The sequence below is a fragment of the Bacillus sp. AFS073361 genome, assembly GCF_002567005.1.
Classification (GTDB): Bacteria; Bacillota; Bacilli; order Bacillales; family Cytobacillaceae; genus Neobacillus.
In genome coordinates this window covers 65,768-82,391 of record NZ_NUZU01000019.1, presented here as the reverse complement: position 1 = coordinate 82,391, position 16,624 = coordinate 65,768, and the positions used below count along the sequence as shown (strand labels likewise).

General features: G+C 38.7%; 13 protein-coding genes. 3 read left to right on the top strand and 10 right to left on the bottom strand.

The features are described 5' to 3' along the window. Positions 1-16 precede the first annotated feature (16 nt). Positions 17-2,755: a hybrid sensor histidine kinase/response regulator gene (locus COJ96_RS11530; protein ID WP_098573197.1), complete on the bottom strand. Its 2,739-nt coding sequence runs from the start codon at positions 2,753-2,755 to the stop codon at positions 17-19. 323 nt (positions 2,756-3,078) lie between these two features. Between COJ96_RS11530 and COJ96_RS11525 the strand changes: the two genes are divergently transcribed. Continuing rightward, positions 3,079-4,512: a thiamine pyrophosphate-dependent enzyme gene (locus COJ96_RS11525; RefSeq protein ID WP_098573194.1), complete on the top strand. Its 1,434-nt coding sequence runs from the start codon at positions 3,079-3,081 to the stop codon at positions 4,510-4,512. A gap of 82 nt (positions 4,513-4,594) precedes the next feature. On the opposite strand, the gene COJ96_RS11520 is transcribed toward COJ96_RS11525, so the two are convergent. Then, on the bottom strand, positions 4,595-5,032 hold the full coding sequence (locus COJ96_RS11520; protein WP_098573191.1) for an Rrf2 family transcriptional regulator: 438 nt from the start codon (positions 5,030-5,032) through the stop codon (positions 4,595-4,597). A gap of 221 nt (positions 5,033-5,253) precedes the next feature. Here COJ96_RS11520 and COJ96_RS11515 point away from each other — a divergent pair, with 221 nt between their 5' ends. Beyond that, positions 5,254-6,117: an SDR family oxidoreductase gene (locus COJ96_RS11515; RefSeq protein ID WP_098573188.1), complete on the top strand. Its 864-nt coding sequence runs from the start codon at positions 5,254-5,256 to the stop codon at positions 6,115-6,117. A gap of 84 nt (positions 6,118-6,201) precedes the next feature. On the opposite strand, the gene COJ96_RS11510 is transcribed toward COJ96_RS11515, so the two are convergent. Together COJ96_RS11510 and COJ96_RS11505 are read right to left on the bottom strand one after the other, a co-directional pair. Next, the gene (locus COJ96_RS11510) at positions 6,202-6,750 is read right to left on the bottom strand and encodes an NADPH-dependent FMN reductase (protein ID WP_098573185.1); all 549 of its coding nucleotides are present in this window, start codon (positions 6,748-6,750) and stop codon (positions 6,202-6,204) included. Positions 6,751-6,854: 104 nt separating this feature from the next. After that, positions 6,855-7,043 carry a Fur-regulated basic protein FbpA gene (locus tag COJ96_RS11505; protein WP_098573182.1) on the bottom strand — a complete coding sequence of 63 codons (189 nt, stop codon included), beginning with the start codon at positions 7,041-7,043 and terminating at the stop codon, positions 6,855-6,857. A gap of 439 nt (positions 7,044-7,482) precedes the next feature. Between COJ96_RS11505 and COJ96_RS11500 the strand changes: the two genes are divergently transcribed. Next, positions 7,483-7,668, top strand: coding sequence for a hypothetical protein (locus COJ96_RS11500; protein ID WP_026565153.1), 186 nt, complete (start codon positions 7,483-7,485; stop codon positions 7,666-7,668). Between the two features lie 118 nt (positions 7,669-7,786). Here COJ96_RS11500 and COJ96_RS11495 read toward each other — a convergent pair whose 3' ends face one another. The 6 genes from COJ96_RS11495 to COJ96_RS11470 all read right to left on the bottom strand — a co-directional run bounded on the left by COJ96_RS11495 (position 7,787) and on the right by COJ96_RS11470 (position 16,430). Beyond that, positions 7,787-11,746, bottom strand: a complete 3,960-nt coding sequence (locus COJ96_RS11495) for a S8 family serine peptidase (RefSeq protein WP_098573179.1) — start codon at positions 11,744-11,746, stop codon at positions 7,787-7,789. A 184-nt stretch (positions 11,747-11,930) separates the two neighbouring features. Next, complete coding sequence (locus tag COJ96_RS11490; RefSeq protein WP_098573176.1) at positions 11,931-12,593, bottom strand: amino acid ABC transporter permease; 663 nt, start codon at positions 12,591-12,593, stop codon at positions 11,931-11,933. Positions 12,594-12,605: 12 nt separating this feature from the next. Then, entirely contained in the window at positions 12,606-13,244 is a 639-nt protein-coding gene (locus COJ96_RS11485) for an amino acid ABC transporter permease (protein WP_098573173.1), read from the bottom strand. A gap of 90 nt (positions 13,245-13,334) precedes the next feature. Next, on the bottom strand, positions 13,335-14,141 hold the full coding sequence (locus tag COJ96_RS11480) for a transporter substrate-binding domain-containing protein (protein WP_098573170.1): 807 nt from the start codon (positions 14,139-14,141) through the stop codon (positions 13,335-13,337). A gap of 18 nt (positions 14,142-14,159) precedes the next feature. Continuing rightward, a complete protein-coding gene (locus COJ96_RS11475) occupies positions 14,160-14,888 on the bottom strand; it encodes an amino acid ABC transporter ATP-binding protein (protein WP_098573167.1) in 729 nt (242 codons plus the stop codon). Between the two features lie 189 nt (positions 14,889-15,077). Beyond that, entirely contained in the window at positions 15,078-16,430 is a 1,353-nt protein-coding gene (locus COJ96_RS11470; RefSeq protein ID WP_098573164.1) for an amino acid permease, read from the bottom strand. Positions 16,431-16,624: the final 194 nt, after the last annotated feature.

Here is a 16,624-nt window from a genome sequence, read left to right as displayed (position 1 = left end):
TTCTTTATCAAAATCTCTACCCCTCCTTACTATACAACCATACTTGCATTAAGGAAAATAACTGGTCTAAGTTGATCGGCTTACTGATATAATCCGTTGCTCCCGCCTCTAAACATTCTTCTCGGCTGCGTTTCATTGCCTTAGCCGTAAGAGCGATGATTGGTATGGTTTGAAATTCAGTCATTTGACGAATGCGCCGCATTGCTTCAAACCCATCCATCTCAGGCATCATAATGTCCATTAAAACGAGGTCTGTTTCTGTGTTTTCCTTTAATACTTCAATTCCCTCACGGCCATTTTCTGCTACAATGATATCCATTTCAAACTTCTCAAGCGCGATGGTTAAGGCATACACATTTCGTATATCATCATCTACAATGAGAATTTTCTTGTTTTTCAAAGAAGAAATCCCCTCTTGTTTTATTGGGCCTTCTATATCTTTCAGAGAATCATCCTCATAAAGACTTATGGCGGCTTCTTCAAAAGCAGTATTTTCTACTATATGGCTGTTTGTTTGAATGAATGGCAAATATAAAGTGAAGGTGCTTCCATATCCCTTCGTACTACTTACCTCTATATATCCACCTAATAGCTGGGCCATTTCGCGACTAATGGAAAGTCCTAATCCAGTCCCGCCATATTGACGACTTGTCGTTCCATCTGCTTGTTTAAAGGCATCAAATATCGTTTTTTGTTTGTCTTTATCAATGCCGATGCCTGTATCAATAACGGAGAAAGCAAGCATCGCTTGCTCTCGGGAACCTCCCTCGATAAGCTCCCCACTGACGTCTTTTCTTTCCCTCCGTATATCTAATGATACACTGCCACGTTCAGTAAACTTAAACGCATTAGAAAGGAGGTTTTTTAAAATTTGCTGTAACCGTTGTTCATCTGTATAGACTGTCCCTGCTAAACTCGGTTGCATCTGAATTGAAAACTGTACATTTTTTTGAATCGCAAGAGGGGCAAATTGTCTTTCGATAAAATCTTGAACATCATGAAGATTTACCTCTTTTGGATTTACATCTAATTTTCCTGACTCCACTTTCGCCAAATCTAATACATCATTGATTAATAGAAGTAAATCATTACCAGATGAGTAGATCGTCCGGATATACTCCACCTGTTCAACGGTAAGATTTCCATCCCCATTTTCAGCAAGTATTTGCGCTAAAATTAGTAAACTATTAAGTGGCGTTCTTAACTCGTGTGACATATTGGCTAGAAACTCGGATTTATATTGTGAGCTGAGCTCTAATTGTTGCGCTTTTTCTTCAAGATCCTCTCTCACCTTTTCAATTTCCCTGTTCTTTTGTTCAGAGGCTATATACTGCTCCTCAAGTTTTTCATTCGTCGTCCTTAATTCCTCTTGTTGTAACTGCAGTTCTTCTGATTGAGCTTGGAGTTCTTCTGTCAATGCTTGTGATTCTTGCAATAATCTTTCTGCTTTCATATGGCTCACAATACTGTTTATTTTGATACCAATATTATGAATAACTGCTTCCAATAACTTTACCTGCAGGGGACTAAACGACTCAAATGAAGCAATTTCCATGACAGCTTGTACTTCATTTTCAAATTGAATCGGTAAAATCATAATATTTTTGGGTGATCCTGCTCCTGTGCCTGATCCTATTTTTACGTAATGGTCTGGAACATTGGTGAGTAAAATAGAACGTTTTTCAAGGGCGCATTGTCCGATAAGTCCCTCTCCAATACGAAACCGCATATAATCTTTATTATCATCTAGAGAAGCATAGGCTGATATCTTCTTTAAATACTGCTCTCTCTCTTCCACTTCCTTAACATAGAAAACTCCGCAACTTGCTCCCACCATTGGAACAAGCTTAGTAATTAATAATTCCGCTAACATAGAAACAGTTTCTACTTCAGGATAGATGGTGGCTATTTCAGCAATTTTCGCATTGAGCCAACTTTGATCTTCTGCTTCTTCTTTTAATTGTTTCTCTAACTTACTTTGTTCCTCTAGTGCATGTGCCATTCTATTAAATGAAATGGCGATTTCAGCCAACTCCCCTTTAGAGGAAATCTTGATTCGGGGTAAGGAGCTAAAATCACTTGTGATCGCACTTTTCATCACTTCTGTTATTTTGTTAAGATTATTTGTGATACCTCTAATAATCCAAATCGTGAACACAATCCCAATACATAAGGCAATGGCTAGATAAATGTATATGATTGTGACAGCCCAGTTGTATGTGTCTTTAGATCTTAATAGTTCATCTTTCATCTTTTGTTCTTGCAATCCATAGAGAAGATCGGCAATTTGAATCATTCTTTGACTAATCAGTTCAGAATCCTTCCAAAAATCAGCCGGAATTTCCATTTCCCGATTTAGTTTTTTGGCTGTCAAAGCCTGTTGACCCATATATAAATACTGGTCATGCAAGGTTTTAAATTTTGCAATCAGTTCCTTCGATTTCTCCTGCTTGTCCATTTTTTCTAGTGATTCTATCGCAGATTGCAATTTGGTATGGGAATCTTCCCAAGAATTCGCTGCATCTAATTGTGTATCATTACCTCGAACAGTTAACATCGAGGTTAGTTCTAGACCTATTCTCGAAGTCTCGTATTTAATCTCGGAAGCCATTTCGATTCTTTCATTTAAATCATTTACAACAATGTTCATATTAACTGTCGTTTGTTTGAGCATGTTCATTAAAATAACCGCGATGATAAAAAATAGCACTAGTAATGACCCGATGCTTGTATATAGCTTTGTTTTAAATTTCATAAGACCTCCTTAATTCCTACCGACTTTTAACTGTTTAATTTTTTATCGAATTATATTTATTGGAAAAAATAGAATATTTCAATCGCTAAATCTTCCTATTAAACTTACATATTTTTTAATTTTACTTTATGTCATTATTATCGTCTAGATAATCTTTTATTTATAGGTTGTGTTAGACTTGTCTGTTGATTTCCGTACAAGCGCTGCGCTGTTGAAGAGATTTTTGGGAGTTAATTAAAACATTCGAAAATATGATTTATTTCACATACAAATAAGTCCTGATATTTTAGAATATTCTTTAAAAATAGAAATCAGGTGAAGGAATGACTTGGATATCAATTGCAACGGCCTATTGCGACTCGGTTCCGTTGGTCATCATTGCCGGGCAAATAGAGGATCAAACCCTTCATACCAATGGCGAAGCGTTTCAGGAATTAAACATTTCAGGACTTACTATGGCAATATTGAAGCACACGTTAAAAGTAAACCCTAACGAATGTATTCAAAAAGCTCTTAAGTATGCCGTAAATATTGCTGTTGATGGAAGACCTGGGCCTGTTTTACTTGAACTCACTACAGATACCTCGTTGAATGAAACAAAGAATCACCGTTTTGTTCAAACAAAAGCTAGACTGCAATCCTTAGAAAATTCAATCGAAATGGCCAAGCGTTTAATTGAAACGGCTAGAAAGCCAGTGATTTTCGTTGGGGGCGGGGTTATTGCTTCAGGAGGGGCAGATTCCTTAAGAGAGGTGGTAAAACTGACTCGTATCCCAGTCGTCAGCTCGCTTATGGGGATTGGTTCCATCGAAGCAAGTAACCCGTTTTACCTAGGGATGCTCGGAATGCATGGGACATTTGCAGCGAATAAAGCGGTCCATCATTGCGACCTGTTAATTAGTATCGGGGTACGTTTCAGTGACCGGGTAACAGGAAGAATTAGTGGCTTTTCACCCTCGTCGAAAAAGATTCATGTCGATATCGACCCTGCTGAAATCAATAAAATCATCTCTGTTGATTTACCGATTGTCAGCGATGCCAAAGAGTTTCTTAATAAATTGAAGAATCAATTAGATGATCGAAAAATTAATGAAAATGCAGGAAGTTGGATCAGTGAAGCGATGGAATGGAAACGGACGGTCCCTCGTTTTGATCGATCCAATAGTATCCTTAGCCCTCAGTCAGTTATTCGGCTGTTAAGTGACCATTCCACTAAGGATACTGTAGTCGTAACCGATGTGGGCCAGCATCAAATATGGACTGCCCATCATTATGCATTTACCCGGCCGCGGACTCTGATTACATCTGGCGGTTTAGGGACCATGGGCTACGGTCTGCCTGCGGCGATTGGTGCTGCGGCTGCTATACCGGGAAGGCCTGTCATTTGTGTCTCAGGCGATGGCAGCTTTCAGATGAATCTTCAGGAATTGATTACAGCTGTAAAGTATCAGCTGCCGTTAAAAATCGCCATTCTAAATAATGGCTATCTTGGCATGGTGCGTCAATGGCAAGAACTGTTTTATCAGCGCCGCTATTCACAGGTTAAAGTGTGTTCACCGAATTTCGCTCAATTGGCTCAGGCCTATGGTGTAGCAGGGTTTAGCGCCCAGACTGAAGAAGAAGCCAAGCAAGTCATTTTGGAGGCATTTCAGAAGACCGGACCCGTTCTCATCGAATTTAATATTATGGAAGAAGAAAACGTCTATCCAATGGTGCCCCCTAATCATAACAACCATCAAACCATCCTCTCAAGATAGAAAAAACGCCAGCCCATTGAAATAATTCAATGAGCTGGCGTTTTTAAGATTATAAAATGAAGATATGTTCATTTTATATTTATTAGACATTAAATTTTTCTTTTTCAACAATATCCTTAACAATGTCTTCAATAGTTACATTTCCGAGTACCTTTTCCATTGCTAATTGAGCTGCTGTCAATATAGGAGTAATAGAATCTTGAATGTTCCTTCCCACAGGGCAATTGGGGTGTGAGTTTTCATGGACACTAAACAATTCTTTTTCCTGGACTACGTCTACCGCCTTATAAACGTCAAGCAATGTTATATATGATGGTTCCTTTGCTAGTTTTGCTCCTGCAATACCCGGTTGTACGACAATTAACCCAGCTTTTTTTAACATCCCCATAATTTTTCTTATCAAGGTTGGGTTCGTGTTTACGCTGTCTGCTAAAAACTCCGATGAGCTGGTCCCCTCTTTATTTAATTCAATAAGAGCCAATATATGAATACCCACGGAAAATCGGGTACTGATTGACATTTCATTCACCTTCTTACTATTTGATCACAATTATTGCACAATACATGTATTTAATTTGATTACAGCTTATTATACCTTAAAATTCATAAAAAATAAAAAAGGTAGATAAAATCGTTGACAAAAATCTTAGATGTATCTATTATGAATACAGGTATTTGAATTAGATACAAGTAAACATTGATTTTAGGTAAGCTATTAAAAATAATTGGAGGTAACGATCAATGAAAATATTAGTTACTGGAGCAACAGGTAAATTGGGGACAAAAGTGGTCGAGGCATTATTGAAAAATGTACCAGCAAATCAACTAGCTGTAAGTGTTCGTAACCCAGAGAAAGCAGAAGAATTACGGGCTCGTGGAATAGAGGTTCGTCAGGGAGATTTTGACCGCCCAGACACATTGGATGCCGCTTTTTCAGGAATTGATCGGCTATTAATTATTTCTGCAGACGGGGACAATGAAACCAGAATTAGACAGCATACGAATGCAGTTGCTGCAGCAGAGCGTGCTGGAGTTAAATTTATTGCTTATACTAGCCTAGCCAAAGCAGTAGAAAGTAAAAACTTCCTTGCTCCAACGCATAAAGCAACAGAAGAAGCTATATTAAAAACAGGCATACCTTATTCTTTCTTACGGAACAATTGGTACTTAGAGAATGAAAGTTCAAGTATTCAGGGCGTACTTGCAGGAGCCCCTTGGGTTACTTCAGCAGGATCAGGAAAAGTTGGCTGGGCATTGCAGCAAGATTATGCAGAAGCAGCAGCAGTGGTCTTATCAGGTAAAGGGCACGAAAACACTATTTACGAACTTTCTGGCAAGTTATTGACTCAGGAAGAAATGGCATCAGCAGTTGGATCTGTATTGGGTAAAGAAGTCCCTGTGCACCAAGTCGATGATTCCACTTACGCTGACATTATGAAAGGGGCTGGCGTACCAGAATTCCTGCTTCCTTTTCTTGTCGATATCCAAAAAGGCATTCGAGAAGGTACACTAGCAGTGGAGAGCAACGATTTTGAGAAACTTCTTGGACGTCCTGCTACACCAATTAGTGTGGGCTTAACTCAGATCGTTAAGAGTATCTCTTAAACAGGTTATTTGAAACTAATTAAAAAACCGACCATTCACGATTAAAGAGTGGTCGGTTTTTGCTTTATGTGATCTCCAGTCATTTCAGACCGATTTTACAAAATCAATAAACGTATCAACTTTACTATCTAAGAAACTAAGTGTCCCTTCATCCACCAACTGACCTGTTTGATCATCAAACTTCTGACTCGCTTGGCCAATCAATATTTCATTTCCACCCGGCGGCAGGATCTTAGCCTGAATACCAGGTGCTGCTAGAATCTCACGTAAGTGCATTTGAGCACGAACCGTTCCGAGCTGGCCCATGGTCACTCCTAATGCCATCACAGGTTTACCAATGAAAACCTTGTCTACTCTTGAAGCCCAATCTAACGCGTTCTTTAACACACCAGGAATGGACCAATTGAATTCTGGAGTAATGATCAGAACCCCATCAGCACTTGCGATTGCCTCCTTAAATTCCTTTACAGATTGTGGTGGGTTGTTCTCCTCGTCCTGGTCAAAATATGGGAGAGAACGGATATCAGCGATTTCAATCTCCATTTTATCCTCGTAACGGCTTTGGATTGTTTTTGCTAGATGCATGTTATACGATTCTTTTCTTAAGCTACCTACAATTGCCACGATTTTCATGATAAACCTCCAAAGTATTATTAATTATCATATTTTTCACTATAGTTAATCGTAAATCTTTCTACAACATTCTTGCTTGCGGAAATCAAATAATGTATTTATTATCACTTCAGTTGTAGATTGCTGCTAAGTTCCAGCTCACTGGCATCAATATTTTGATACTCAGTTTCTAATTCACTCAAAGTCCATTCATAGAGATGTTTATTATTTTTTTTGTAAATTCCGAACCTAATGAGTTCATTTATTAAATATTGCCTTTTTTGATGAGCAGAAATTCGTTTGATTTTTTTCATAAAGAAGGCTAACAACTCCTTTCCACAAATGCAATTATAAATGACAATTTTTAATAATTTGTCGATTGAGCGTGTATTTAATGACTTTTAAAGAAATTGTCAGTCACCTTTAATAAAAGAAAAAAAGTTGCCTTTTTTGTTACGATTGAAATTAACTTTTAATCAAATGTAATGTGATCGCAAACCTAAAAAGTTTTATGTATAGTACCCAAAATTAAACTTTTAACACAAATATTTTTCTACAAATAGGAATTGTACTATTTGATTTACCGTCTTAATTTGTCCTTTAAAGAAGGAATTTTCCATTTCTTCATGAAATTTGAGGATTAATGTAGATAAGTTTTTTAACGTAATAGCAGGAAAAATACCTCTCATTACAAAAATAGTAAAGAAGACGAAACGGATGTCTAACGAATAAGTTGAAAGGTGGTCATTTTGCTTGAATATGGAATTAACCCTACAACAGATCGTCGAAGGTCTACCAAAGTCTTTATTAAATGCAACGGATCGGGATTTGGAAGGCTTCCAAAAAATTATCGAAGAAACAATAAAATTAAGAGAAGGACATCGAAACTTACAAAAAATGGTTAAAAACTTCTCAACCTCTACGATTCAGCGAAGCTAAAATTAAATATACTAATCAATGAAGAAGGTGAAATTCACCTTCTTTTTTTTTCGCTCTTTATTAAAAGACATTTTCAAACTAAAACAATCCGGCTCAATTCTGAGCCGGATTGTTTCAATTATTTAACGGGTGTAAACTGTGTGACTTTAAATACATCAACATTAATATATGCACTTTTTGCAGCTTTAGCCTTTTTGCCCGTTGCTACAATTTTTATTTTATGTGCTTTATTGGCAAGATTTTGCTTCTCAAAAACTTTCGCTTTGTACTTGTGGCTTGCAGAGTACAGGTCGATTCGCTTTACTTTCACACCGTCAATGTAAATATCAGCTTTTCCCATATTCTTATATTTTAACGCATAAAGTGCAATTCCAGTTCCAGTAAATGAGTATTCAAGTGATCCAGAATTTCCCTTTGTTTGATGAATCGTGCCTCCGGAAGCTTTCGTATACTTTGGTTTAATCCAAGAACCTGAATATTTAATAGTAGAAACTGTATTTTCAATTGATTTCGTTGTTTGGACCGAAACAGTTATGCTATATTGACCGGACCCTTTTATAGCAGCGGGGACGATATAATACAGTCCTGATTTCGTTGGTTTAAATACGATTTTTTCAACGGATGCAGTACCATTTGATTTTTTCATGGCAGACGTACCATAAATAGTAGATGTGCCTATATTGAATAACGAAAGGTCAAAATTGGTCCCTGAAGGTCCCGTTAAAGTAATTTCATAGGTTTTTCCCTGATCTAATCGTTTGGACCAAACATCATTAACATCTTTAGTTACCGTATTTAAACTTCCTTTTATGGAACCTGCCATTGGTAAACTTCCTTTGATATCATCATCGTAAACGTAAGAGATAGCCGGTGAAAAAGGAGTTTCCATTTTATCATTTGTATTAATGACTACCTTGTAGTTATAGGATTTTCTTGGCATTGCAGTGGTATCCGTAAAACTTGCTCCAGCTACAGACTTTGCAATTTGTACGTAGTCTGCTTGGGAGGTCTCCTTGCGATAAATGCTGTAGGATTGTGCCCATTTTACAGCACCCCATGAAATAACAGGAGCTTTCTTGTTCCTATCATACGACGCTTGTAAGGTAACAGGATTACTACTCACGATTAACTTATCTAGATTAATCCCGGAAGCACTTTTTCTTGAAGCAGGATCGCTTTTTCCGGTCCAGACAATTTTTACCGTGTGTCTGCCATAGGATAAAAAGTCTTTTTTATAGATTGATTGTTTTGCTTTAAACGCACTTGCATAAAGCGATGGAGAGGCAATTTTTGTACCGTCTATATAAATATCGGCAATCCCTTGTGTTGGATCTTTAAATCCTTGCCACTCAAAGCTGTATCCCACAAAAGAGAAGTTAACTTCCCCTTTTGTATTTAGAGCCATTGCCGATTCCCCTGAATATTCTGGGTTAAATACAGGCATCCATTCCCCCAAGAAAGTCATGGAGTTTGAATCATCTTCATATGATCCTCCAAAATTACCAGTGTATAACTTATAGTCTCCTGCACCTTTGTAGGCGTAAACATTAACAAAATAAATTCCTGTTTTAGGTGCAGTAAATTTAATTGATTCATTGGATGTATTTACATTCTCTGAGAAGGCAACCATTCCATTCGTATTATTTATACTCATGGCTGATTCATCGTACACATATAAATCAAAATCGGTACCTGTTTTGCTATTTAGAGAGAGCGAAAGTGCCTCCCCTTCTTTTAAGGACAATGCGAACACATCGTTTTTATCTGTTACCGCATTCAGGGTGTCGTTTGTAACGCTTTTTTCCAACGGAATTCCTGGAGTTTCACTATCATCAAAGTGATCAAGATTCACAGTACTCACAAGTTTCCCACTTTTCACAAATCCTTTTAGTGCATTTTGGTTCTTTCCTTTTGTACTAGTATACAGCTTTAACATTTCTGGTGACATGCTTGGACGTAATCCAAGCAGCATAGCCGCGGTGCCAGTTGTATGAGGCGCGGCCATAGACGTTCCGCTATAGTAATCATATGCCTGTGTATAATCAGAAACATATTTCGTGTTGATGATTGTTTTATTTAGATCATTGGAAGTTACAAAATCAGCAAAGTAGTAAGGCGTATCAAATCTATCTACATCATATTTACTATTTTCATAGATACCCCCAGATAAACCTTCCACATCCAAACCTGGTCCTATATCCGCAAAAACATTTAAATGCAAATAATCCTTAACGAATGGGGATTTCTCTTGACCAGAAAGTGCATTCTGTCCAGTTAATAGCAATTTTCCGCCACCAGATAGGTATGTTTTTAACAGATCGGTATCTTTGGGTGTTAAAGTGGTTCCATCCTCAGAGAAGAAACCTAGACCGTTTCCTGTAAACCAAATGACCCCATCATAGGCAGATAAGTCACTACTGTTCAGGTTATCAGATAGAGAAGAATTAGAACTAACCTTAACCGTTTGGACTGAAGTATGATTAGCTGCTAGTTTTTGATAAATAGGCAAATAGTTTTTAAATAAGGCGCGAAGTTCAGGCTCGTCCTTAAATATGTCTGCCAGATCACTTTCATCATCCTGGACAAGAAGAATCTTACTAGACGTATCCCCCAATTCTAAATAACTTAAGGCTTTGTCAAAAGCTTCCTGCCTTTGTGCATCGGAAATTTTTTCGTACCCGATTCCATCAAAGATCGCCTTATAGTTGTCCCCGGCGACTTGTGCTGATGCGCCTGGCTGAGTAATATTCAATGCTTTTGTCAGTTCATCCAATGGGAATTTAGGGACTGTACTTAAAATGTCCACGCCAGGTGCAGCCACGTCCACAGATTCGTAGCCATAATTGGAGAAGGGAGCTAGGATTCCCTTGTTATCGACTGCAGCAACCGATAATATATTTGCACTTTCAAAGCTTGCAGGATATGCTCCGCCCTCATCATTATCCAATCCATCATTCCCTGCAGCGGCGACAAATAAAGTACCGCTATTTGCGATGGCTTCTTCGAGTAATGGGTCGTATTCTTCCCCGCCCCAGCTGTTATTGGTTATTTTTACGCCCATCGTTTTCGCATAGGCAATGGCCTCGATGGCATCCGCTGTTGTTCCCCCATCAGGACCTAAAAATTTTATCGGTAAGATTCTCACGTTTGGAGCGACACCCACAACTCCTTTATTAGTAGTTTTAGGGTCTGTTCCCTCTAGAGCAGCAGCAATCGTCCCGGAGACATGTGTGCCGTGTTCATCCCCATCAAGTGGATCATAGACCGTGTTATCATCATTATAAAAATCCCACCCATGGATATCGTCAATATAACCATTGTGATCATCGTCTACATTTGGTGCACCATTTAACTCTTTTGTGTTTGTCCAAATTTCCCCTGCTAAGTCAGGGTGATTGATATCCACGCCCGTATCAATGACACCGACAACCACTTCTGGCAGGGATGAACCAAATTTGTTCCATCCTTCAGGTGCATCTACATCTATATCTTTTAATCCATTTATCTCTTTTATAGGCTGTCCAGAATTGTCCAGGCCCCATAATTGATCATAATAGTTAGGAGCGTTATTGATGTCAGAAGAATAATATTTGTAGTTTGGTTGTACGGATTCAACCGTTGAATCTTTTTTAAGAGTATTTATGTATTCACTCGTACTCTGACCAGCAGGGATTTTTACAACCTCTGCATTTAGAGATTTAAATTTTTTCGTTGATTTTAGTGAAAACTTCTTTTGAAGTGTACTGATTTCCCCACTAGTCACTTTTTTCTTATATTTAATAATTAACTCGCCAGATTCGTATTTATTTTTACTCTGTGAATCTTCCTTTTGCAATTTCCTCTTAATCTCTGTTACTAGTTTACTTTGTGTCTTCTGGCTAATAGAAACTTTGTTGATCTTTGTCTCTACTTTCTTCACTTGGCTCTTTCTAAGGATTTTACTAGAGTTATTCTGATTTTCACCCGTTATGACCTTTGTTGGTCCTGTTTGCGCTGCCACATGCCCTGTTCCTGTGAAGATGGTTGATGCTAACAAAAAGGTAGATACCGGTAAAGATAAAAGTGTTTTTTTCTTCATTCATGCACCTCTTCTTACTAGATTTATAGAAAATATTATCTATACTAGAAGAATTATACAATATTTTCCTATCAATATATAGTATATATTTCATACGACAAATTTCTTGCTAATATGTCGAAAATAGTACTATAGTATTATTTTTAAATAATAAAAATCCGGCCCCATTACTGAGCCGAATCGCTTACGATTGCTTTAATTCTAACTTTCTAGCGACTAGTGACAAGGCGTAATTCACAATAAAGTACATGAGCGCCATGATGATAAAAACAGGTATCACATACGAGCCCTTTTGCGCGTATATGATTTGTCCGTTGTGTAATAAATCCGGCAAGGCAATGACGACAGCTAACGATGTATCTTTGAGCAGTGAAATAAATTGACTTACGATGGGTGGAACCATCCTTCTAAGCGCCTGCGGCAGGATGATGTACCGTAAAGTCTGGATGTACGTCAATCCAGATGCCCGTCCTGCTTCAATCTGGCCTTTTTCAATCGAATTTAAGCCGCCTCGGATAATTTCTGATATCATCGCAGATTCAAAAACAGTCAAAGCCGCAATTGCCGCCGTCGATATCTCCATTTCAAGTCCAATTTCCGGCAAAGCGAAATAGGTAAAGAAAATAATGAGCAGCAACGGCAGGTTACGAATGGTCTCGACAACTAGAGCCAATAGTTTAGAAACCACGGGAATCCGCGCATATCTTACCGTCCCAATGAGACCGCCAATCACAAAGCTGAGCACTATGGAAATGGCTGCAACCTTTAGAGTGACCGCAAATCCCTCGAGTAGAAATTTAAAATGGTCCAGGGTATATACTTCAATGAACGGTGCTAGAAATTCCAACTCTGCACCTCCTTAATGACTTCGAGCCATGCGTTTTTCTAAAAATCCTACACCAAGACTTAAGGGGATTGTTAAAATTAAATAAAATAAAGCAACTAGAATATAGGTATCAAAGGTGACGTATGTCTTTGCCGAAATTAGATCCCCTTGATACATTAAATCTCCTCCTGCGACAACAGCTAATAAGGATGAATTTTTCACTAGATTGATAAATTGATTGCCAAGTGAAGGGATGACGATTTTAATAGCTTGAGGAAGAACCACCAGTCTCATTGCCTGGCCATAACTCAATCCTGTCGAGCGGGCGGCTTCCATTTGTCCTTTTGGGACTGACATAATTCCAGCACGAATCGCTTCTGCAATGAAAGCAGCTGTATAAATCGTCAGACCGATCGTTCCAGCAGCCATCCCTCCAAAGTTTCCAGCCAAATAAGTGAAAAAGATAATCACCAGCACAGGGATATTACGGATAAATTCAACATAGGCTGTGCCCAGCCAGTTAAGGGGTTTGACTGGAGCCATGCGCAGGACAGCGATCAATGTACCCCAAATGAAACTGGATAGTAGGGCGATTAGGCTCGAGATAATCGTTATTTTTAATCCTTGTAAAAATGCATCAAGATTATCGGTTAGTATCGAGAAATCCAGCAAATGTTCACCTCCTCATAAAACAGGATGAGGAGGACCAAACTCTTGAAAGCAGGCTCTACCCATCCTGAAGAGAAACTGTGTGTTTATGGTTTAATTTTTAATCCATTTATTCTTAATTTCATCGTACTTGCCTGAATCTTTCAGACTTTTCAAGGCTTTATTCAATTCATCGACAAGTGCTTTATTACCTTTTTTCACAGCGATTCCGTATGGCTCCTCTGTAAACGTTCCTCCAACTAGCCCATATGACGGATCTTCTTCGGCCATACCATAAAGGATGGCATCATCCGTTGTCAGGGCATCCCCTTTACCAGCCTTTAGGGCGGTAAAAGCTTCCGCATAGTTTTCGAATTCAAGGACCGTTGTTTCAGGAGCTTTTTCACGAATATTGATCGTCGAGGTCGACCCTTTCACCGCAAGCACCTTGGTTCCTTTTTTTAAGTCTTTGATGCTATGGATCTTACTTCCTTTTTTCACCAGCAAGGATTGTCCGGCATCAAAATAGACATCGGTGAAATCCACTTCTTTCTTCCGTTCCTCTGTAATGGTCATCGTAGCAACAACCGCATCCACCTTTCCATTATTCAGAAGTCCGACCCTAGTTTTCGATGTTACCTCGACGTACTCAGGCTTCACATCTTTGCCAAACATTTCTTCGGCGAGGGCTTTAGATAGATCAATATCAAACCCTTCGACCTCACCAGTTGATGGATTTTTTAAGCCAAACAAACGAGTGTCATGTTTAACGCCAAAGACAATCTTTTTCTCTTCTTTAATCTGAGCAAGGACATCCTTGCTGCTCCCTTTAGAGTCCTTGTCCCCACCGCAGCCAGCGAGAAACAAGGCCGCCATTGTGGTTACTAACGCCATTTTCATGAAATTTTTTGTTTTAAACATTTTTCCTCTTACCTCCAATTAATGATTTAAGATACGGCTGAGAAATAGACGCGCCCGTTCTTCACGCGGGTTTACATAAAATTCAGCCGGAACTGCTTCTTCCAATATCCGCCCCTCATCCATAAAGACGATTCGGTCGGCCACCTCCCTGGCAAAGCCCATTTCATGGGTTACCACAACCATCGTCATCCCTTCCTTGGCGAGGGCTTTCATTACATCGAGGACTTCTCCAATCATTTCGGGGTCCAGTGCAGAGGTGGGTTCATCGAAAAGCATAATTTCCGGGTTCATGGCGAGGCCGCGAGCGATAGCTACTCGCTGCTGCTGACCTCCGGAAAGTTGAGAAGGATACGCATTCGCCTTTTCCAATATCCCTACCTTATTAAGGTAATGTCTGGCGGTATTTGTCGCTTCTTCTTCGGATTTGCTCAGCACTTTCATTGGAGCAAGTGTGATATTTTTCAGAACCGTTTTGTGCGGATATAAATAAAAGTGCTGAAAGACCATGCCAATATTCCGTCTTAATTGATTGATATCTGATTTTTTCTCTCCAACGGATATACCATTAACTGTGAGTGTTCCTCCCGAAATTGTCTCGAGTTGATTAATGCACCGGAGCAAGGTGCTTTTTCCTGAACCGGAAGGCCCGATTACGACGACAACCTCACCTTGATAGATTGTGAGGTTAATATCTTTTAAAACATGAAAATCCCCATAAAACTTATTTACCTGCTTAAATTCGATCATTCTTGACCTCCTCAACTAAAACGAAATAAATATGGCAATTTTCAGGATTACTTACATGTTATTCAAACCTTGTCCACTTCAAACCGCGACCATAGTCTTGTTTTAGAGATAGTAAAAAAGGTGGATAAAGTAAAAAAGGTGTCAGGCACCATGTGAAAACATGGTGCCTGACACCTTTCCTGGACACTACTACTTTTTAAAACGGTAACCGACATATAGGACTATAAACCAAACTGGTGCAACTATTAATGCGACTCGCATTTCTTCTATAAAGGCCATTAAAACGACGACTACTGCTAAGAAAGCAAGGGCTAGATAGGATGAAGCTGGATATAGCGGCATTTTAAATACTAGCTTTTTTACTTCTTCTTTTGTTTTTGATTGTCTGAACTTGATTTGTGTGACCAATATAATGGTCCAGCTCGTAATAACTGCAACGGTTGCTACAGAAGAAATATACATAAATACTTTTTCCGGAACAATATAATTTAAAAATACCGCCACTAGTAAAAATGAAGACGAAAACAGGATTCCGCGTCTTGGAGTAGAATGCTTATTTAGCTTTCCAAAATATTTCGGACCGTTATTTTGAAGGGATAAATTGTAAAGCATTCTGCCTGTACTGAACAGACCACTATTAAAAGCAGACAATGCTGCAGTTAACACAACAAAATTGATGATATGAGCTGCTCCAGGAATTCCAACTTTATCAAAAATCAATACAAATGGGCTGCCATTGGTTCCCACTTCATTCCAAGGATATAAACTCATCATGATTCCTAATGCAGCAATATAAAAAATTAAAATCCTCCAAACTACATTGTTGATGGCAGATGGAATTGATTTTCGAGGATTTTTCGCTTCCCCTGCCGTTATACCGACCAGTTCCACCCCGCCAAATGAAAACATAACTAGAACCAATGACATTAAAATACCATTCATTCCATTTGGCATAAATCCACCATGTGCCCATAGATTATTAAAACCGATTGGCTGGCCTCCGTTACCGATACCTAGGAGGATCATTCCTAATCCAACCACAATCATTCCAATAATAGCCACCACTTTGATCAGCGCGAACCAGAATTCAAACTCTCCAAATGCTTTTACACTAGTTAGGTTTATCATCGTAATAACCACTAGTGTAGTCAATGCAGTCACCCATTGTGGAATATCCGGAAACCAGTAATTTACATACACGCCGACCACTGTAATTTCTGCCATTCCGACGACAACCCACATAAACCAATAGGTCCAACCTGTTAAGTAACCCGCAAACGGGCCTAAATAACGATTCGCATAAGAACTAAATGAACCGGACACTGGCTCATCAACAGCCATTTCGCCCAATGCTCTCATTATAGTAAAAATAACTAAGCCTCCAATTAAGTAGGAGATTAAAATGGACGGACCAGCCATCTGAATCGTTGCACTTGAACCATAAAACAAGCCAACACCAATGGCCCCTCCAAGTGCGATTAACTGAATATGCCGATTGTCTAGACCTCTTTGTAATTTTTCACCTTCGTGATTTTTGCCCACACTATGTATCCACCCTTCTTAATTATTCTTTTAGAATAACTAAGTTGGATTACCCTTTCCACATGAAAGAATATTCATATAAATCAAATTATTATTTCTCTTCCGTTATTATTTCAACAAATCCTCAGTAAAATATTCCTCTATTTCGTAAAATTGGCTTGAATATGTCATTAATACAGGAAATTTGTCATAAA